General features: G+C 61.8%; 18 protein-coding genes. 9 read left to right on the top strand and 9 right to left on the bottom strand.

Annotated features, from left to right (window positions below; genetic code table 11):
* Nucleotides 1-3: 3 nt before the first annotated feature.
* Both FIU90_RS03155 and FIU90_RS03150 read left to right on the top strand, forming a co-directional pair.
* Nucleotides 4-1,350 (top strand): carbohydrate porin, encoded by a 1,347-nt coding sequence (locus FIU90_RS03155; RefSeq protein ID WP_152433459.1) that lies wholly within the window; start codon nucleotides 4-6, stop codon nucleotides 1,348-1,350.
* A gap of 31 nt (nucleotides 1,351-1,381) precedes the next feature.
* Nucleotides 1,382-1,942 (top strand): hypothetical protein, encoded by a 561-nt coding sequence (locus FIU90_RS03150; protein WP_152433458.1) that lies wholly within the window; start codon nucleotides 1,382-1,384, stop codon nucleotides 1,940-1,942.
* Between the two features lie 9 nt (nucleotides 1,943-1,951).
* Here the strand turns inward: FIU90_RS03150 and FIU90_RS03145 are convergent, their stop codons facing one another.
* Together FIU90_RS03145 and ung are read right to left on the bottom strand one after the other, a co-directional pair.
* A complete protein-coding gene (locus tag FIU90_RS03145; protein ID WP_152433457.1) occupies nucleotides 1,952-2,284 on the bottom strand; it encodes a TraR/DksA C4-type zinc finger protein in 333 nt (110 codons plus the stop codon).
* Entirely contained in the window at nucleotides 2,281-2,967 is a 687-nt protein-coding gene (gene ung / locus FIU90_RS03140) for a uracil-DNA glycosylase (RefSeq protein WP_152433456.1), read from the bottom strand. The genes FIU90_RS03145 and ung overlap by 4 nt, the downstream gene beginning before the upstream one ends.
* An 86-nt stretch (nucleotides 2,968-3,053) precedes the next feature.
* Between ung and FIU90_RS03135 the strand changes: the two genes are divergently transcribed.
* From FIU90_RS03135 to FIU90_RS03125, 3 genes are read left to right on the top strand one after another with little or no spacing between them, the layout of a single operon-like run.
* Nucleotides 3,054-3,686 carry a ribonuclease D gene (locus FIU90_RS03135; RefSeq protein WP_152433455.1) on the top strand — a complete coding sequence of 211 codons (633 nt, stop codon included), beginning with the start codon at nucleotides 3,054-3,056 and terminating at the stop codon, nucleotides 3,684-3,686.
* 28 nt (nucleotides 3,687-3,714) lie between these two features.
* A complete protein-coding gene (gene lptC, locus FIU90_RS03130; protein WP_152433454.1) occupies nucleotides 3,715-4,380 on the top strand; it encodes an LPS export ABC transporter periplasmic protein LptC in 666 nt (221 codons plus the stop codon).
* Complete coding sequence (locus tag FIU90_RS03125) at nucleotides 4,377-4,955, top strand: LptA/OstA family protein (protein ID WP_152433453.1); 579 nt, start codon at nucleotides 4,377-4,379, stop codon at nucleotides 4,953-4,955. The genes lptC and FIU90_RS03125 overlap by 4 nt, the downstream gene beginning before the upstream one ends.
* A 21-nt stretch (nucleotides 4,956-4,976) precedes the next feature.
* Here the strand turns inward: FIU90_RS03125 and FIU90_RS03120 are convergent, their stop codons facing one another.
* From FIU90_RS03120 to FIU90_RS03100, 5 genes are all read right to left on the bottom strand, one after another.
* Nucleotides 4,977-6,380 carry a sugar transferase gene (locus FIU90_RS03120; RefSeq protein ID WP_152433452.1) on the bottom strand — a complete coding sequence of 468 codons (1,404 nt, stop codon included), beginning with the start codon at nucleotides 6,378-6,380 and terminating at the stop codon, nucleotides 4,977-4,979.
* A 115-nt stretch (nucleotides 6,381-6,495) separates the two neighbouring features.
* A complete protein-coding gene (gene holA / locus FIU90_RS03115) occupies nucleotides 6,496-7,536 on the bottom strand; it encodes a DNA polymerase III subunit delta (protein ID WP_152433451.1) in 1,041 nt (346 codons plus the stop codon).
* A gap of 7 nt (nucleotides 7,537-7,543) precedes the next feature.
* On the bottom strand, nucleotides 7,544-8,050 hold the full coding sequence (gene lptE / locus FIU90_RS03110) for an LPS assembly lipoprotein LptE (protein WP_152433450.1): 507 nt from the start codon (nucleotides 8,048-8,050) through the stop codon (nucleotides 7,544-7,546).
* Nucleotides 8,050-10,560 carry a leucine--tRNA ligase gene (gene leuS / locus FIU90_RS03105; RefSeq protein WP_152433449.1) on the bottom strand — a complete coding sequence of 837 codons (2,511 nt, stop codon included), beginning with the start codon at nucleotides 10,558-10,560 and terminating at the stop codon, nucleotides 8,050-8,052. Before leuS ends, lptE begins: the two co-directional genes overlap by 1 nt.
* A gap of 25 nt (nucleotides 10,561-10,585) precedes the next feature.
* A complete protein-coding gene (locus FIU90_RS03100) occupies nucleotides 10,586-11,038 on the bottom strand; it encodes a DUF3576 domain-containing protein (protein WP_234029607.1) in 453 nt (150 codons plus the stop codon).
* A gap of 371 nt (nucleotides 11,039-11,409) precedes the next feature.
* Here FIU90_RS03100 and FIU90_RS03095 point away from each other — a divergent pair, with 371 nt between their 5' ends.
* Both FIU90_RS03095 and phbB read left to right on the top strand, forming a co-directional pair.
* Complete coding sequence (locus FIU90_RS03095) at nucleotides 11,410-12,159, top strand: hypothetical protein (protein ID WP_152433447.1); 750 nt, start codon at nucleotides 11,410-11,412, stop codon at nucleotides 12,157-12,159.
* Nucleotides 12,160-12,280: 121 nt separating this feature from the next.
* On the top strand, nucleotides 12,281-13,003 hold the full coding sequence (phbB, locus tag FIU90_RS03090; RefSeq protein ID WP_152435670.1) for an acetoacetyl-CoA reductase: 723 nt from the start codon (nucleotides 12,281-12,283) through the stop codon (nucleotides 13,001-13,003).
* A gap of 12 nt (nucleotides 13,004-13,015) precedes the next feature.
* Here the strand turns inward: phbB and FIU90_RS03085 are convergent, their stop codons facing one another.
* On the bottom strand, nucleotides 13,016-13,762 hold the full coding sequence (locus FIU90_RS03085; RefSeq protein ID WP_152433446.1) for a DUF4019 domain-containing protein: 747 nt from the start codon (nucleotides 13,760-13,762) through the stop codon (nucleotides 13,016-13,018).
* Nucleotides 13,763-13,857: 95 nt separating this feature from the next.
* Here FIU90_RS03085 and FIU90_RS03080 point away from each other — a divergent pair, with 95 nt between their 5' ends.
* Entirely contained in the window at nucleotides 13,858-14,085 is a 228-nt protein-coding gene (locus FIU90_RS03080) for a ribbon-helix-helix domain-containing protein (protein WP_152435669.1), read from the top strand.
* Here the strand turns inward: FIU90_RS03080 and murA are convergent.
* A complete protein-coding gene (gene murA, locus FIU90_RS03075) occupies nucleotides 14,082-15,365 on the bottom strand; it encodes a UDP-N-acetylglucosamine 1-carboxyvinyltransferase (RefSeq protein ID WP_152433445.1) in 1,284 nt (427 codons plus the stop codon). The two genes, FIU90_RS03080 and murA, sit on opposite strands and share 4 nt — an antisense overlap.
* A gap of 116 nt (nucleotides 15,366-15,481) precedes the next feature.
* On the opposite strand from murA, the gene galU reads away from it, so the two are divergent.
* The gene (gene galU, locus FIU90_RS03070) at nucleotides 15,482-16,369 is read left to right on the top strand and encodes a UTP--glucose-1-phosphate uridylyltransferase GalU (protein WP_152433444.1); all 888 of its coding nucleotides are present in this window, start codon (nucleotides 15,482-15,484) and stop codon (nucleotides 16,367-16,369) included.
* Nucleotides 16,370-16,404: the final 35 nt, after the last annotated feature.

Raw genomic sequence — 16,404 nt, 5'->3', positions numbered from 1 at the left:
GAAATGACGGTCGCGAGGGGATCAAAACTGCGGAAGCGTGCGCTGCGCTGCGCCTGTTCGAGTACTGCGACTGCTCTGGCATGCTTCTTCGCCATTCCAGCCAATGCGGTCGAAACCAGCGACACCCTGGCGAGCGCATTCGATAGCGAGTTCTCCTCTCGCGCCAATTCGGCACAGGCGGACCGTATCATCATCGCCGACGAGCGCCGACCGCAATCGGGGGAGGAACAACCGGTTCTGCCGGAACCCGATGTTCCGGACGAAGCAGCAGCCGGCCCGGTAAAGGCGCGCCTCGTCGTCTCGCAATTCCTCGACGTGCCCGTATCCGGGGGTGCCAACGACACCTTGCGCTATTCCGGTCGGGCCGATGCATATATCGACGCAGGGCTGGGCGACGGCTGGACGCTCACTTTCCGTCCGGAATTCACCTGGGGGGAGGATTCCAATGGCGTCATTGGCCTGATCCCAAACAACACCGCGCTTTTCCGTGGCGAGAACGCGGGTGATTTCGATCTGTCGGTGAATGTCACCAAGAGATGGAATTCGGGCACGAGCCTTACGGTTGGCAAGGTGAATGTGCTCGATCTTGGTGGGCAGCTCCCGGTGGTGGGAAGCGATGGGCATCGAGGCTTCCAGAACCTCTCTTTTGCCCTTCCCCCAAGTGCCATCATCCCGAACACCATTACGGGCGCTTTGCTTACAGTGCCAACCGACGATGCACTGTTCCGGCTCTGGGTGTTCGACCCGGATTCGCAATACGAGCGCACCGGGTTCGAAACGGCCTTCGAAAGCGGTGTCGGCTTCCTCGGTTCGGTCACGGTCCCGGTGAAGATCGGCGGCGCACCGGGCTATTACGCTCTGAAGCTTTCGGGTTCGACCCGCGACGAAATATCCTCGAGCAACCTGCCAGCCGTGCTGATTCCCGCTCCGGGAAGTGGATTCGGAATGGATCAGGGCGAGTTCGCGGCGGTGCTTGCCGCTTACCAGTTCCTCGAGGTCTATCCCGAGCACCCGGGTAAGGGCTGGGGCTTTTTCGGGCAGGTCTATGCCTCGATGGGCGACCCCACCTTTCTCGACAAGAGCGGCTTCTTCGGCATTTCGGGCAATCCGCGAGGCCGCCCGCAAGACCGCTTCGGCGCGGGCTATTTCCGCTATTCGCTGACCGACAGTCTCGTGACTGCGCTCGCAAACCGCGTCGCGCTGGAGGACGAGGAAGGCGTCGAAGTGTTCTACACTGTCGGCATCGCCGACAGGTTCGAACTCACCGCCAACGCACAGGTGATCGACAGCGCAATCGCGGTGCGCGACACAGGCGTGCTGGCCGGGTTGCGGCTGACGACGACGTTTTAAGCCAATCCATCGTCCCCAGCGGGAGAGCACAATGATCGGCATATATGCAGCAATGCTTTCATTGGCGGCATTGGGACCGGCGACAACGCAATGCGGTGAAACCGACAAATCCGATGACTATCATCTCCTCTCGGTTTGCGAGGGCTTTCTTGAAGGCGGACCTGCATTCTCAGCCACAGTTCGCGCCAGCCTGAGCGCCAAGCCTGCCTCGCAGCAGGTCATGGTCTTCAAGCTCGACGGCACATGGATGGTAGCGATTGCGGGCTATTCGTGGTCCCCCGGTGGCGCTGTCCTAACCCGCAGGGCGGAATTCGAAATATCGCCAGAGGATGCAAAAGCGATTGCCGGTCTCCTGGATGGCGAAACCTTCGACAGGCTGGGCAAGATCAAATTCTATGGCAGGGATGACCGCATCTGCATGGACGGGGCGGTCTACGAATTGGCCGCTGCATCGGGTGGCAGGAAAGCGAGCGCCCGCCAGCACTCCTGCGCAGGCACGACCGAAATCAACTCAATCATGGCGGCATTCCGCGAGTTGGCGATCAAGTATGATCCCGATTCGCAAGGCATGCTTTACTGGCTGAAGGATTAGATAGGCGGATCAGGCCGCGGCGGCACAATTCACGCAGCTTGCGACGCTGGGATCGTGCTCGAGCCTTTTCTCTGCGATCTCATCGCCGCAGCGCACGCAATAGCCCCATTCGCCTTCGTCCAGCCTCTGCAGCGCCGCCTCGATCCGCTTGCGCTCTGCCGCACGCCTACGCTCCTGCGCCTGTGCCATCGCCTGCTGCTGCATCGCGTCCATCCGGGATAGCCTGCCGACGCTGTCCTGTTGCAGCGTGACCGGCGCCCGCCCTTCCGCGCTGATACGGTCTTCCTCGTCCAGTTCGGCCTGGCGCTTCAGGAGCGCGGCACGGGCTTCGTCTTGCGTCATGGCGTCCAGTCTATCCTGCCGCGCCTATTGGCCTCCAGAAAATCGTTTGCCTGGCTGAACGGTCGCGAGCCGAAAAAGCCGGAATGGGCAGAAAGCGGGCTGGGGTGCGGGCTGGAGAGGATCAGGTGATGGTCGCCCGAACCGAGCGCCTTCACCCGCCCCGCCTTTTTCCTCGCATGGCTTCCCCAGAGGATGAAAACGGTCGGCTCGCCGCGCTCGGCCACCGCCTGCACCGCCGCATCGGTGATCGCATCCCACCCGCGCCCGGCATGGCTGCCTGCCTTGTTCGCCTCCACCGTCAGGGTGTTGTTGAGCAGCAGCACGCCCTGCTCTGCCCAGCGTGAAAGGTTGCCATGTGCAGGCCGCTCAATGCCCAGATCGCTTTCGAGCTCCTTGTAGATGTTCACCAGCGAAGGCGGGATCTTGACCCCGTCCTGCACCGAAAAGGCAAGACCGTGCGCCTGCCCCGGCCCGTGATAGGGATCCTGCCCGAGAATCACGACGCGCACCTCATCGAGTGGAGTGAGCGCCATCGCCGCGAGCCTTTGCCCGCGAGGGGGGTAGATCACCTTCCCCGCGTCCTCTTCCGCGCGCAGCCAGCCTCCGAGCCATCTCGCTTCGGATGTCGCAAGCGCCGGTTCGAGCGCCGCTCGCCAGCTTGCAGGGATGCCGTCGCCTTCCATCGTGCTCCCGAGGCTACACCGCACACGGGGCCGGCTACCACTCGCCTCTTTCCCTCTATCCCCAATGGGCGTAGGGCTGCGCAGATATGGCCATACATTTCCATGAAGAAGACCTGCCCGATGGCGTGCTCGAAGATGCTTCGATCTCGGGGGGCGCGCTCGCCGTCGATACAGAAACCATGGGTCTCGTCACCCACCGCGACCGGCTGTGTGTGGTGCAGATCAGCGACGGATCGGGCGATGAACATCTCGTGCGCTTTTCGCCGGGAAGCGATTACGAAGCACCGAACCTCACCCGCATCCTTGGCGATGAAAATCGCGTGAAGCTGTTCCATTATGCCCGCTTCGATCTCGCAGCCATTTCCTATTATCTCGGCGTAATGGCGACACCGGTGTTCTGTACTAAGATCGCAAGCAAGCTGGTGCGCACGTATACGGATCGCCACGGTCTCAAGAACCTGACCGACGAATTGCTCGGCGAAAGCATCTCCAAACAGCAGCAAAGTTCCGACTGGGGCGGGCCGGAACTGAACGAAGCGCAGCGCGAATACGCCGCCTCCGATGTGCGATTCCTTCACCGCCTGCATGATGAGCTCACCCTGCGCCTGGAACGCGAGGGGCGCATGCACATTGCCCAGGCATGCTTCGACTTCCTGCCCACCCGCGCAGAACTCGACATCGCTGGTTGGGCCGAAAACGACATCTTCAACCACTCGTAATCTGCGAAGGGACGAGTAAACCGCCGTCATGATCATCAAGCGCCGCATCGAGACCAGCGAAGCCAAAGCGCTGCGAAGTCGGCGCCAGCATTTTGCTGCGCCCGGCGGCTCGCATGACAAGCTGGTCGGCTTTCTCGCCCGGGCTTTGCCAATCGGCGTCGGAGTGCTCGCGGCGATAATGATAATAACGCCCCTTTCGCCGCGCGGCGAGGTGAGCTTCCTGCTCGACCGCAACGAGGTCGCGATCATCGACGAGCGGCTCTCCGTAGATAACGCCATGTATCGTGGACGCGACGATGATGGCCGCCCTTTCTCAATCATCGCGGGAGAAGCCGTACAGCGCTCGAGCGCCGAGGGGCTGGTGAGGATGGACGATCTGGTCGCACAGTTGCTGCTGCCCGAAGGTCCGGCCCGCCTGACTGCACCGGGCGGCGTCTACGATATCGATGAAGAGGTCGTGGCGATCAACGGCGAGGTCCGGCTGGAAGCCGCCGATGGTTACAAGCTCGTCGCACGCGGAGTCTCGGTCGATCTGGATGAGCGCATTATTCGCGGGGACGACAGTGTCGAGGGGGCGGTTCCGGCAGGCACTTTCAGGGCTGACCGGATGCGCGCCGATCTTGACGAACGCACTGTCACGCTCGAAGGGAATGCCCGGTTGCGAATGATCCCCGGCAAATTGAGGATGCCATGACTGCAAAACGAAACCCCGCTGCAAGTCTCCGGCGCACCGCATTCGCATGGGGCGCAGGCAGTTTCGCTTTCACACTGGCGGTCGCCGGAGGGATCGGGCTTCAGGCGCAGGGCATTGCCTCGCACAATACCCGCGCACCGGTGACATACGATGCGGGCAGCATCGAATTGCAGGATCGCCAGAACCGTGTCGCGCTTTCCGGCGGAGTGACCGTCACCCAGGCAGGCCTCACCGTGCGGTCCCAGCGCATGCTGGTGAACTTCACCGACACTGGATCGCTCGACATCCAGCGCATCACTGCAACCGGCGGGGTCACGGTGACGCGCGGTAACGAACGAGCGAGCGGCGATGTCGCGATCTACGATTTCAATCGCCGCGTCATCACCATGGCTGGCAATGTCCGCCTGCGTCGCGGCACCGACACGCTGAACGGCGGCCGGTTGACGATCGACCTCAGGAGCGGGATTTCAAGCGTGGACGGACGCGCATCGGGAGGAGCAAATCCCGGCGGATCGAATAGCGGACGAGTGACTGGCACATTCTCTGTCCCGCAAGACAACGACGACGACCAGTAGCCGGAAGAGCGCTGAAAGCGCCTAGTAAGCGTTGTCGTGACGCAGAACGCTCAGCGTCGTGAAGATGATCGCGATATCGCGGCGCACCGACCATCCCTGAATGTATTCGAGATCTGATCGCAGCCGGTCGGTTAGGTCTTTTTCCTGCTCCGTCGCACCACGGTGACCGCGCACCTGCGCAAGTCCGGTCAGCCCCGGTTTCAGGCAATGACGCTGCCAGTACTGGCCATCGACTTCCCAGAAAAACTTGTTGTTCGCCCTGCTTCCCAGCGCATGTGGGCGAGGCCCGACGATGGACATGTCGCCGCGCAGGACATTGATGAGCTGCGGCAGCTCATCGATACTGGTTCGGCGAATGAATGCGCCGATCCGGGTGATCCGGTCATCTCCGCGCGCAGTCGACCGGTCGCCATTGTGATCGTTTCTCTCGGCCCTCATCGAGCGGAACTTCAGCATGTCGAAAAACTGGTTGCCGCGTCCCAGCCGCCGCTGGACAAACAGCACCGGACCGCCATCCTCCAGCTTGATCAGGATCGCCACGACAACGAGCAGTGGCGACAGAGCAATGAGCCCTGCCATGGAAGATCCGACATCGAAGGCACGCTTGAATATCCGGCCGCGCAGGCTCAGCGGCCCTGTCGCGACAACCAGGGTCGTGCGGTCCTGATCTTCGTAGCGATGCACGCCCATTGCGCCAAGATCGTGCGCAGGCTCGCTGACAATTTCGCCCTTGATTCCAGTCGATTTGAGCAGGAAGGCCCATTCCTGACGGCGCTCTTTCGGGCAACTGACGACGACCTTGTCCTGATTGCGCAGGAGCTTGCCCAGCCGATCGAGCATGTAGGGTTCGTGATTGGTCGGATCGAGATCGTAATCTGCCGCGTAAATCTTGGTCGAATTGGGCAAGGTGAACTCCGATCCACCGTCGTGGATGACGAGCCTGTTGCTCGTGCGTCCTTCCCAGAACCGGTCGACAAGGATCGGAATGAGCCGCCTGAACGAAACGAGGGCGATTGCGGTAAGCACAAGGCCAAGCGTTACCGACACGCGCGAGAAATCCGCGTTGCTCTTGGCGTAAAAGGCGACAAAGTTCACGAGCGCGGCTGAAATGGCCAGCGCGATCAATGCCTTTCGCGCCGCGAGCCACCAGTTCTCCAGTGCCTTCGCACTGTAGGTCGCATTGTAGAGCGCGATCGTCAGGTAGAGAGGCAGGATGGTTTGCGCAGCGATGAGTGCGCGAGGGTCCAGCCAGATGCTTTCGTAAACGAATGCCGCCAGAACGAAGCAGGCGTTGATGAGCGCTGCATCAACCAGCAACATGATGATATAGGCCCGCAGCCGTCGCCGCTCGAGCGAGGGCGCGACAACGATGTCAGCTTTTTGAGACTGACCCGTTTCGAGCAAAGGCCCCGGAAACTGGTTCATGCAAGGCGGTCCCCAACAACGCCAAACTTGGTTAATGCCCTAGTTCCCATACACTGAAAAGCAGTCATTTTGCGATTGCGAAAAGCGCGTTTACCCCGGCATTCATCTCTGGATATCAACGTTTCGTGGCGAAACGGGCGATCTCGGCAAGGTCCTGGGCCAGTAGCAGCTCTGCTGTTTGGCTGTTTGACAGCAGGTTTCGATGAAGCGCGACGAGCCTCGGGATCAGCCGGTCGAGCTTGCGCCAGTGCCAGCGGCCGAGCTGATTTCGGATGTCGCGTTCGTCCTTCCAGAAGATGCCCAACTGTGCCTTTTCGCCTTTGCTAAGGCTCTCGAAATTGCCGCGCGGGCCGAGTTTCGCGGTAATCTGGGCCAGTTGCGTCGCTCGCCTTTCGAGCGCCAGGAGCAGTCCAACCGGATTGAGGCCGAGCTCGCGCATCCGGTGGATTTCCGAGGAAAGCCGGTTCAACTCGCCTCCCATCACCGCGTTGACGACCGGTTGGAACCCGTCTTCCTCAGTCGCCGCCCCAATCGCCGCATAGTCATCGGCATTCGCCTGCTTGGGCGATTGCGGATCGGCATCGCAATAGAGCGCCAGCTTCGTCACTTCGGACTGTGCAAGCCGCACATCGAGGCCCGATGCGCGCGCAATTCTTTCGGCCAGGTCACCGCCGAGCCTCAGGCCCGCCGCATCCGCCATGGTGCGCACAGAGGCCGCGACGCTCATCAGGTCGGGCGGATAGAACATCGCCACCAGCGCGTCCGGGCGCTTCTCCAGCAGTTTTGCGGTGCGTGACTTATTGGTGGCCGAAGTCGCCACTACCAGAACAGGCGCGGCGTCGCCCGCGCCCGCCTCGCTCGTCTCGATCAGGGCTTTCAACGCATCATGCGCCTCGTCTCCCGTGACACGCGCAAGGATATGGCGCTTGTCGCCGAACAGGCTTTCTGTCCGGGCCTCGTCGCCCAGCATCGCAGGATCGCGCTTGAGGTCAGCTCCGGCAATATCGACGCGTTCGCCCGCCTCTGGCAGGGCCTCGATGACCTTGGCAGCCGCGGCAGAAGCGCCGGCCTCGTCGGGACCGCAAAAGAAGAATATGTTTGCCTGCGCTGCACTGCGTGGAAGGCCGCGGGCGAAGTCTTTCTGGGTGGCCTTCATCCGGGCCTCACCGCGCGCCGTCTCCGGTAGCGCGTTCGCGCAGGGTTAGGGCGATGCGCGTGGTAATCCGGTCGGCGACCTCTTCGGCAAGGTTTTCAAGCGCGGACTGCTCGGCGGCGATGGTTGCGTACTCACTCGAAACCACGTCGATCCCGGCATCGGATCCGGCGGTAGCATCGAGCAGAATCTCGCCACTTGCAATGTCGACGAGTTGATAGCGCGCACGCAGAATACGGCGCTCGCGACTGATCGTGTCATCGTTGAGAACGCCGAGCGCTTCGAGCGAGTCGTCCAGCCGCACATCGAGCCGGTAGGCAGGGCTTGCCTCCCCTGCCGCGCCGAAACGTCCATTGAGGGCATTGCGCACCAGCCAGCCGCCGCGTCCGGGGATAGCGGGCACATCGATCGCCGCGAGACCTTGGCCCACCGCAGCATTGCTTCCGCCCGCATACATTGGCTGGAGCCCGCAGGCCGACAGCGCGAAGAGCGCGAGCGAGGCGATCAGGCTTCGCATTACGTAACGATGTTCACAAGACGATCGGGCACCACGATTACCTTCCTGATCTCCGCTCCATTCAGCGAACGCTGGACGTTCTCGCTGGCAAGCGCAAGCGCTTCGAGGTCCTCTTTCGACGCTCCCTTGGGTGCGGTCAGAGTGTCGCGCAGCTTGCCCTTGTGCTGGATGGCGATGGTCACCTCATCCTCGACCAGCATGGCCGGATCATGCTCCGGCCAACGCGCATCGGCAATCAGCGCGTCATTCGCCAGCTGCGCATGCGCTTCCTCGGCGAGATGCGGCATCATCGGAGAAATCAGGTGCAGGATGGTGCGAATAGCGAAATTTCTGTCGTCGCTCGGCCTCGCCTTTTCGGCTGCGCTGGTGAGTTCGTAGATGCGCGCGACAGCCTTGTTGAAGCTCAACGCTTCGATGTCTTCGGCCACCGCCACGATCGCCTGATGCGCCTTGCGGGCGAGTGCCTTGTCTTCGCCGGTCGCCGCGTCATCGATCTGGCCGAACAGGCGCCACAGGCGCTGGATGAAACGCCAGCACCCCTCGATCCCGCTTTCGGACCACGGCAAATCGCGCTCGGGCGGGCTGTCGGACAGCATGAACCAGCGCACCGCATCGGCGCCGTATTTTTCGATAATATGATCGGGATCGACGACGTTTTTCTTCGACTTCGACATCTTGACGACGCGTCCTACGGTAACGGGAGCCCCGTCCTCGATCCGGACCCAGTCATCGCCGTCCTTGCGTACCTCGTCCGGAGACAGCCAGCTGCCATCTCCCGCCTGGTATGTCTCGTGCGTTACCATCCCTTGCGTGAACAATGCGGCAAAGGGTTCCTTCACATCGATAAGGCCGATGCGGTTGAGCGCGCGGGTCCAGAATCGCGCATAGAGCAGGTGCAGGATCGCGTGCTCGATCCCCCCGATGTAATGATCGACCGGCATCCACTGCGCGGCTTCGTCCGCATCGAACGGCTTATCGTCGGGCTGCGAGGCGAAGCGCAGGAAATACCACGAGGAATTGGTGAAGGTATCTAGCGTGTCAGTTTCGCGCCGCGCCTTGCCGCCGCAGCCCGGGCAATCGACATGCTTCCAGGTCGGGTGGCGTTCGAGCGGATTGCCCGGCGTCTCGAAGTCGACGTCTTCGGGCAGGGTGACCGGTAGCTGGTCCTTGGGTACCGGCACCACGCCGCACTCGTCGCAATGGATGAAGGGTATCGGCGTGCCCCAGTAACGCTGGCGCGAAACGCCCCAGTCGCGCAGACGCCAGACTGTCGTGCCGTTGCCCCAGCCTCCATCTTCGGCGCGGCGGATGACTTCGGCCTTTGCATGCTCGACGCTCAGGCCGTTGAGAAAGTCGCTGTTGACCATGACCCCGTCGCCCGGCTCGGCTTCACCTGCCATCGGCTCGTCCGCTTTCGAAAGATCGCTCGCGACGACGCGTCCGATCGGCAGTTCGTACTTGGTCGCGAATTCGAAATCGCGCTGGTCGTGGCCGGGCACGCCCATGACCGCGCCGGTGCCGTAATCCATCAGCACGAAATTTGCGACGAACAGCGGCATCGGCTCGCCGGTGAAGGGATGCTTGGCGGTTACATCAGTGCGGAAGCCGAGCTTTTCGGCGGTTTCGAGTTCGGCGGCGGTCGTGCCGCCTCGCTTGCACTCCTCGATGAATTTCGCCGCCAGCGGATCGCGCGCGCCAAGCGCCTGCGCAACCGGATGGTCGGCTGCAACCGCCACGAAACTCGCACCGAAAATGGTATCCGGTCGCGTGGTGTAGACAGGCAGTTGTTCGCCGTTCGACAGATTGAAGGAGAATTCCAGACCCGACGATTTACCGATCCAGTTTTCCTGCATCAGCCGGACCTTTTCCGGCCAATCCTCAAGCTCACCCAGCCCCTCGAGCAGATCTTCGGCGAAATCGGTAATCTTGAGGAACCACTGGTCGAGCTTGCGCTTCTCGACCACCGCGCCGGAACGCCAGCCTTTACCATTGATCACCTGCTCGTTGGCGAGCACGGTCATGTCGACGGGATCCCAGTTGACCTCGGAAGAACGACGATAGACCAGCCCCGCCTCGTACAGCGCGAGGAACAGCGCCTGTTCGTGGCCGTAATATTCGGGATCGCAGGTCGCGAATTCGCGGGTCCAGTCAAGCGCGAAGCCGATCCGTTTCAGCTGCGCCTTCATCGCCTCGATATTCGAGCGGGTCCACGCGCCGGGATGGACTTTTTTCTCCATCGCCGCATTTTCGGCCGGCATCCCGAATGCGTCCCAACCCATCGGGTGGAGCACTTCGTACCCGCGCATCTTCTTGTAACGTGCCAGCACGTCGCCCATCGTGTAGTTGCGCACATGGCCCATATGGATGCGCCCCGAAGGATAGGGGAACATTTCGAGGATGTAGCTCTTGGGCTTTGCGCTGCTGGAGTCGGCGTGGAATGTGCCCGCCTCTTCCCACGCGAGCTGCCAGCGCCCGTCAGCCAAAGACGGATCGAATCGAGTGTCGGTCATGCAAGCCTCGCTAATGCGAGAATGATCAGGATGCGAGAGCCTTGCGGCGGAGGTCGCGCGCCTTGGTTAGGATGATGTCCTCGAGCTTTTGCACGGTTGCCGCCTGAACAGGCGCTTCGACCCAGGTGCCAGCCTGAGAAACCTGGCGGCTTGCCGAGACACGCAGAGCATCGGCGCGCAGATCCTGATCGAGGATCGTGACAGTCAGCTTGACCCGTTCATTCGGATTGCTCGGATTTGCATACCAATCGGTCGCAATCACGCCGCCCGCGCTATCGGCCGAGAGAAGCGGTGCGAAGCTGACTGTTTCGAGCGCAGCGCGCCAGAGAAAGGCATTCACCCCGATCGTGTTGATCTGCGCGGCCTGGATCTCGGTCGTCGGACGGTCGCGGCCGCCACAAGCGGCGAGAGTCGCGAGCGCACCGCACACAAGTGCGACTCGAGTCGTTTGCAGAAGAGCGGTTTTGGCGCGTGTCACGATCACAATTTCCCTTTGTCTGTATTCCTTGGCTCTATAACCCGAGCACGGCGCGCGGCAAGCATTGCAGTGAGCGATTCCCCGCAGAAATCCGGCACCGCGGCGACAAACCAAAGCCATTCAACGCCTTAAGCGCGGCTGAACCTTTGCTTGTTATGCGCACATTGCTGTGTGCCTCCCGCAACACTTCGAAGCAGAACTCCCTCTCTTAACCATAGGGGTATTGCCTAGGAGCGTGCCATAATTCTATCCATAACCGCTTGTAATGAGAGTCTTATGGCAGTCATCGCAGATTAAGGCGGTTGATGCTTTAGGATTGATAGCCAGAATTGCGGCCCAGTGGCCGCGCGAACGGGGATTGAGTTAGAGCCATGTCACGCGGACCGTACAACCGGGCAAGGAAGCAGCGCCAGCTGCCGATGCTTGGGCTGGCCGGCGCGTTGCTCCTCGCTCTGCCAAGCGCCAGTCTCGCAGTTGTCGGGTTCGGCCAGGCCGGCTCGACGGAAAACGCCGAAACTTTCAACATCTTCACTCCGGCCTCGGTCGATCCCGAGCTTGCCGCGCGTGTGGCGGACAAGGCACGCAAACGGGGCCTGCGCTTCACGCCTGCCGCATCCAATCCCGTCCTCAAGGGCAAAGCAGTAACGGTAGCGGTGCGTGTCGATGACGAGACTGCCCGCGCCGTCTCTATCCGCTCTGCAATCGAGGCAACTCCTGCTTCCGGCAGATCGATTGATGCGCTCCAGCCGAGCAAGTTCAACCTCGGCACCGCGCGTGGCTATCAAAGTTTCTCGAAGCCGGTCGAGCTGCCGAGCAACGTTCGCAACCTGAGCGTGCCGGACCTAGCCGAGTTTGCGCCAGCCCAGCCGCGCGCCGAAGACAAGCCGAGCCGCCTTCAACCGCGGATCGCGCTTGAGGATCGCACAATTGCAGGCCGTTCGCCCAACACGCTCGACGCTTCGGAAAGCTCGGTCGATGTCGGAGGCAGCTTCCGCGTTTCGAAGAATCTCGATGTGACCGCGGGCGTGCGTTACTCGCAGGAACGCGATCGCCTCGCGCCTCTCACCGACTCGGTGCAGGACAGTCAGGCCGTTTACGTTGGTACGCAGATCAAGTTCTGATCAGCGACCCGGAAATTCGTATGCAGGGACCCCGCTTCGGCGGGGTTTTTCTTTGCCTTCCGTTACGTCAAGGCTAGTTTCCCTAGCCTACAAGGAGGGCCAAGCCATGACCACGCATCCGATGAACCGCGTCGCTGTCGTTACCGGAGGGACCCGTGGCATCGGCCGCGCAATCTGCGAGCGTCTGAAGGAAGACGGGTTCAACGTAGTCGCCAACTATGCAGGCAATGACGATGCCGCCAAGGCGTGCAGCGAGGAGCTGGGCATCTCCTGCTACAAATTCGATGTCGGCGACCATGAAGCGACGCTGGCGGGATGCCAGCAAATCCACGACGATGTCGGCCCTATCGAAGTCGTCGTGAACAATGCCGGGATCACTCGCGACGGGACCCTGCACAAAATGAGCTACGAGGACTGGCACGAGGTCATGCGGATCAATCTTGGCGGGTGCTTCAACATGGCGAAAGCCTGCTTTCCCGGAATGCGCGAGCGCGAATGGGGCCGGATCGTCAATATCGGTTCGATCAACGGACAGGCTGGGCAATATGGCCAAGTCAATTACGCGGCGGCAAAGTCGGGCATCCACGGATTTACCAAGGCACTCGCGCAGGAAGGCGCGCGCTTCGGCGTGACGGTGAATGCGATCGCGCCCGGCTATATCGACACCGATATGGTCGCAGCCGTGCCGCAGGGCGTGCTCGAAAAGATCGTCGCCAAGATCCCGGTCGGCAGGCTCGGCCAGGCAAGCGAGATCGCGCGCGGCGTGAGCTTCCTGTGCTCCGAGGAAGCAGGCTTCGTCACCGGCTCGACCATGAGCATCAATGGCGGCCAGCACATGTATTGACGGGATGGCCGGCTAGCTGATGAAGTAGCCGACCACTCTCCACGTCCCGCCCTCGTTCTCAAGGGTGACCGATTCGACAAACTCGCCTTTCTCGAAGGCGGTATTAAACTTCACGATCACATAGCCTCCCGGAGGCGCGTTGACGTATTCAGCCGTATCGGTGCGTCGCTCTTTCACTGCGCCCAGCGGCACCCGCGCGAGCGACGATGCGCGTTCCCAGGTCTCGACCGTGTTGGGTTCGCGAAAGGTCTTGCCCGCCGCCGCATAACTTCCTTCCCAGTCGCTCGCATCGACCAAGGCAAGCCATTCACGCGCCGAGATTTCGAACTCCTCAAGCTGTGCGGCTTCGATGGCGGTTGCCGGATCACCGATGGGTCTATCGTATGAGGGCGCGCCGGAGAGGGTGAGGGCGACGGCGAGGGCAGTCACGAACATGATGGAAATTCCTCCAATCCAGAAGGCCCACTTTTGGGCCGGTTGCGGGATGGAGGCAGAGTGACCGCGAAGCGATGAGGCTGCATCCCCCAAATCCTTGGGCCCAAGATTTTCGTATGCTCCGCCTTCGCTTTCGAACAGAAGCCGCGCCGCCTCTCGGCTGCTGGTGACATCCAGTTTGCGCCGCGCGGTACGAAGTCGCTCGTTGATCGTGTGGACCGACAGGTCGAGGTCGCGTGCGGCTGACTTGGCATCGTGTCCGCGCACGATCAGCCGAAGCGTTTCCTTTTCCTTGTCGGTCAGCGCGTCGAGAGCGTCGTTCATGCCAAAAACCCTAGCCCGCACTGCGCTGCCAGCCACCCCAAATTTCTTGTAGGGCCAATAGAATGCGGACGCAGCGCTTGCTATCACGCACCGTCATGCCTCCCCTTTACCACCCTCCTGTCAAACGCTCGGTCGAGATCGCCGGTCACAAGACCTCGATCAGTCTCGAGCCGGTGTTCTGGGACATGCTGCGCGACGCAGCGGAAGAAGAGGGCGTGCCGATCAACGCGCTGGTCGCGAGGATCGATGCCGAGCGGATCCGGGCGGATACTCCGCCCGGTCTCGCAAGTGCCATAAGAGTGTGGCTGGTGACCCGAACCTAGTCGTCGCCGACCCGCTCGATATCCGCGCCAACCAGCTGGAGCTTCTCCTCGAGCCGCTCATATCCGCGGTCGAGGTGGTAGATGCGGCGCACCTGCGTTTCCCCTTGGGCGGCGAGCGCGGCGATGATGAGGCTCATCGAGGCGCGCAAGTCGGTCGCCATCACTTCGGCACCGGTCAGATCGCTCGGGCCTTTGACAATCGCGGTGCGGCCTTCGGTCGAGATGTTCGCTCCCATTCTTGCGAGTTCGGGCACGTGCATGAAACGGTTTTCGAAGATCGTTTCCTTGAGCACGCTGGTGCCGTCGGCCTTGGTCAGCAGGCTCATCAGCTGCGCCTGCATATCTGTCGCCAGGCCCGGAAAGGGCGCGGTCGTGAGATTGGCGGGCTTCAGCGCGCCATTGGTGCGCACGGTGATGCCCTTCTTGTCCTCTTCGACCTCGACCCCGATGTTCCTGAGCGCATGGATGGTGGAAGCCATATCGTGCGCGACCGCTCCTTCCAGCCGTACTTCGCCGCCGGTGATCGCCGCTGCACAGGCATAGGAGCCCGCTTCGATCCGGTCGGGCATCACCTTGTAAGTCGCACCGTTCAAGCGATCGACGCCATGGATCGTGAGGTCCGAGGTGCCGATACCCTCGATTTCAGCGCCCATGGCGGTGAGGAGGTTGCAGAGATCGACGATCTCGGGTTCGCGCGCGGCGTTGAAGAGCTTGCTCGTCCCGTTGGCGAGTACTGCACCCATGATCGCGTTTTCGGTCGCACCGACCGAGACGACCGGGAAATCGAATTCGCCGCCGGGAAGGCCGCCAACCGGGGCCGTTGCCTTCACATATCCCTGCGCCAGCTCGATTTCTGCGCCAAACGCTTCGAGCGCTTGCAGATGAAGGTCGATCGGACGGTTGCCGATCGCGCAGCCGCCGGGCAGCGATACTGTCGCCTCGCCCATCCGCGCGAGCATTGGACCGAGCACCAGGATCGAGGCGCGCATCTTGCGCACGAGATCGTAGGGCGCGACGGTCGAAGTGATGCGGGTCGCCTCGAAGGTCACGACCCGGCCGAAATCCTCGGGCCTTTTGCCCTGGATGGCAACCGAAACGCCGAATTGTCCCATCAGGTGCTGGAAGCCATCGATATCGGCAAGCCGCGGCAGGTTACGCAGGGTCAGCGGCTCTTCGGTGAGCAGCGCGCAGGGAATGAGCGTGAGCGCGGAATTCTTTGCGCCCGAAATCGGTATCGTGCCGGAAAGCCGGTTGCCGCCGCGAATGATCAGTTTGTCCATGGGACAGCCCTTTATCCTGTTTGCCTCCGCGCGCAAATGTCCGCCTTCGGGTCACGGGCCTGCAATCTTGCGAGGCCAGTTGACGCAGGCTGAACCAAGGCCCTAACCGAGAACCCATGAGCAGCCATAAACCGATCAAGAAAGCCGTCTTTCCCGTTGCGGGACTCGGCACGCGCTTCCTCCCTGCGACCAAGGCGATCCCCAAGGAGTTGCTGCCGATCGTCGACCGGCCGTTGATCCAGTATGCGGTGGACGAGGCGCGCGAGGCGGGGATCGAGCAGATGATCTTCGTCACCGGGCGCGGCAAGACCGCAATCGTCGAACATTTCGATGTCGCCTACGAGCTCGAAGACACGATGGCGGAGCGGGGCAAGGACATGTCGGTGCTCGAATCCACCCGCGCCACGCCGGGCGACATCATCACGGTGCGTCAGCAGGTGCCGATGGGTCTCGGCCACGCGATCTGGTGCGCGCGTGCGATCGTGGGCGATGAACCGTTCGCGATCTTCCTTCCCGACGAGTTGATGATTGGGCACAAAGGCGGCTCCGGCTGCATGAAGCAGATGGTCGATGCGTATGAAGCTGTCGGCGGCAACCTGATCAGCGTGCTCGAAGTGCCGATGGAGGAGGTTTCGAGCTACGGCGTGATCGAACCGGGTGCGAGCGAGGGTGCGCTCACCGAGGTCAGGGGCCTCGTCGAGAAACCCCCGGTCGCCGATGCGCCTTCAAACAAGATCGTCTCCGGCCGCTATATCCTCCAGCCGGAAGTCATGCGCGTGCTCGAAAATCAGGGCAAGGGCGCAGGCGGTGAGATCCAGCTGACCGATGCGATGGCGAAAATGATCGGCAGCCAGCCCTTCCATGCGGTGACCTTCGACGGCAACCGCTATGATTGCGGCAGCAAGACAGGCTTCGTCGAAGCGACTCTCGCACTCGCTCTCGAACGCGAAGATATGGGCGCGGAAGTCCGCTCGATTGCCGAGCGGCTGCTGAAGCAGGCATAGAAAAACCCCGGGGCGGCGAAACACCCCGGGGTCTC

Source organism: Erythrobacter sp. THAF29 (assembly GCF_009363635.1).
In the GTDB taxonomy this organism is placed as follows: domain Bacteria; phylum Pseudomonadota; class Alphaproteobacteria; order Sphingomonadales; family Sphingomonadaceae; genus Erythrobacter.
This window is presented reverse-complemented; position numbering and strand designations above follow the sequence as displayed.

Bases quoted from the DNA above. Each gene is read 5' to 3' on its own strand.
- FIU90_RS03080 (WP_152435669.1), top strand. From the start codon at position 13,858: ATGCCTCCCCTTTACCACCCTCCTGTCAAACGCTCGGTCGAGATCGCC.
- FIU90_RS03145 (WP_152433457.1), bottom strand. From the start codon at position 2,284: ATGACGCAAGACGAAGCCCGTGCCGCGCTCCTGAAGCGCCAGGCCGAA.
- FIU90_RS03095 (WP_152433447.1), top strand. From the start codon at position 11,410: ATGTCACGCGGACCGTACAACCGGGCAAGGAAGCAGCGCCAGCTGCCG.
- FIU90_RS03125 (WP_152433453.1), top strand. From the start codon at position 4,377: ATGACTGCAAAACGAAACCCCGCTGCAAGTCTCCGGCGCACCGCATTC.
- galU (WP_152433444.1), top strand. From the start codon at position 15,482: ATGAGCAGCCATAAACCGATCAAGAAAGCCGTCTTTCCCGTTGCGGGA.
- FIU90_RS03135 (WP_152433455.1), top strand. From the start codon at position 3,054: ATGGCCATACATTTCCATGAAGAAGACCTGCCCGATGGCGTGCTCGAA.
- leuS (WP_152433449.1), bottom strand. From the start codon at position 10,560: ATGACCGACACTCGATTCGATCCGTCTTTGGCTGACGGGCGCTGGCAG.
- FIU90_RS03155 (WP_152433459.1), top strand. From the start codon at position 4: ATGACGGTCGCGAGGGGATCAAAACTGCGGAAGCGTGCGCTGCGCTGC.
- lptE (WP_152433450.1), bottom strand. From the start codon at position 8,050: ATGCGAAGCCTGATCGCCTCGCTCGCGCTCTTCGCGCTGTCGGCCTGC.
- murA (WP_152433445.1), bottom strand. From the start codon at position 15,365: ATGGACAAACTGATCATTCGCGGCGGCAACCGGCTTTCCGGCACGATA.
- lptC (WP_152433454.1), top strand. From the start codon at position 3,715: ATGATCATCAAGCGCCGCATCGAGACCAGCGAAGCCAAAGCGCTGCGA.
- FIU90_RS03150 (WP_152433458.1), top strand. From the start codon at position 1,382: ATGATCGGCATATATGCAGCAATGCTTTCATTGGCGGCATTGGGACCG.
- FIU90_RS03120 (WP_152433452.1), bottom strand. From the start codon at position 6,380: ATGAACCAGTTTCCGGGGCCTTTGCTCGAAACGGGTCAGTCTCAAAAA.
- FIU90_RS03085 (WP_152433446.1), bottom strand. From the start codon at position 13,762: ATGAACGACGCTCTCGACGCGCTGACCGACAAGGAAAAGGAAACGCTT.
- ung (WP_152433456.1), bottom strand. From the start codon at position 2,967: ATGGAAGGCGACGGCATCCCTGCAAGCTGGCGAGCGGCGCTCGAACCG.
- phbB (WP_152435670.1), top strand. From the start codon at position 12,281: ATGAACCGCGTCGCTGTCGTTACCGGAGGGACCCGTGGCATCGGCCGC.
- holA (WP_152433451.1), bottom strand. From the start codon at position 7,536: ATGAAGGCCACCCAGAAAGACTTCGCCCGCGGCCTTCCACGCAGTGCA.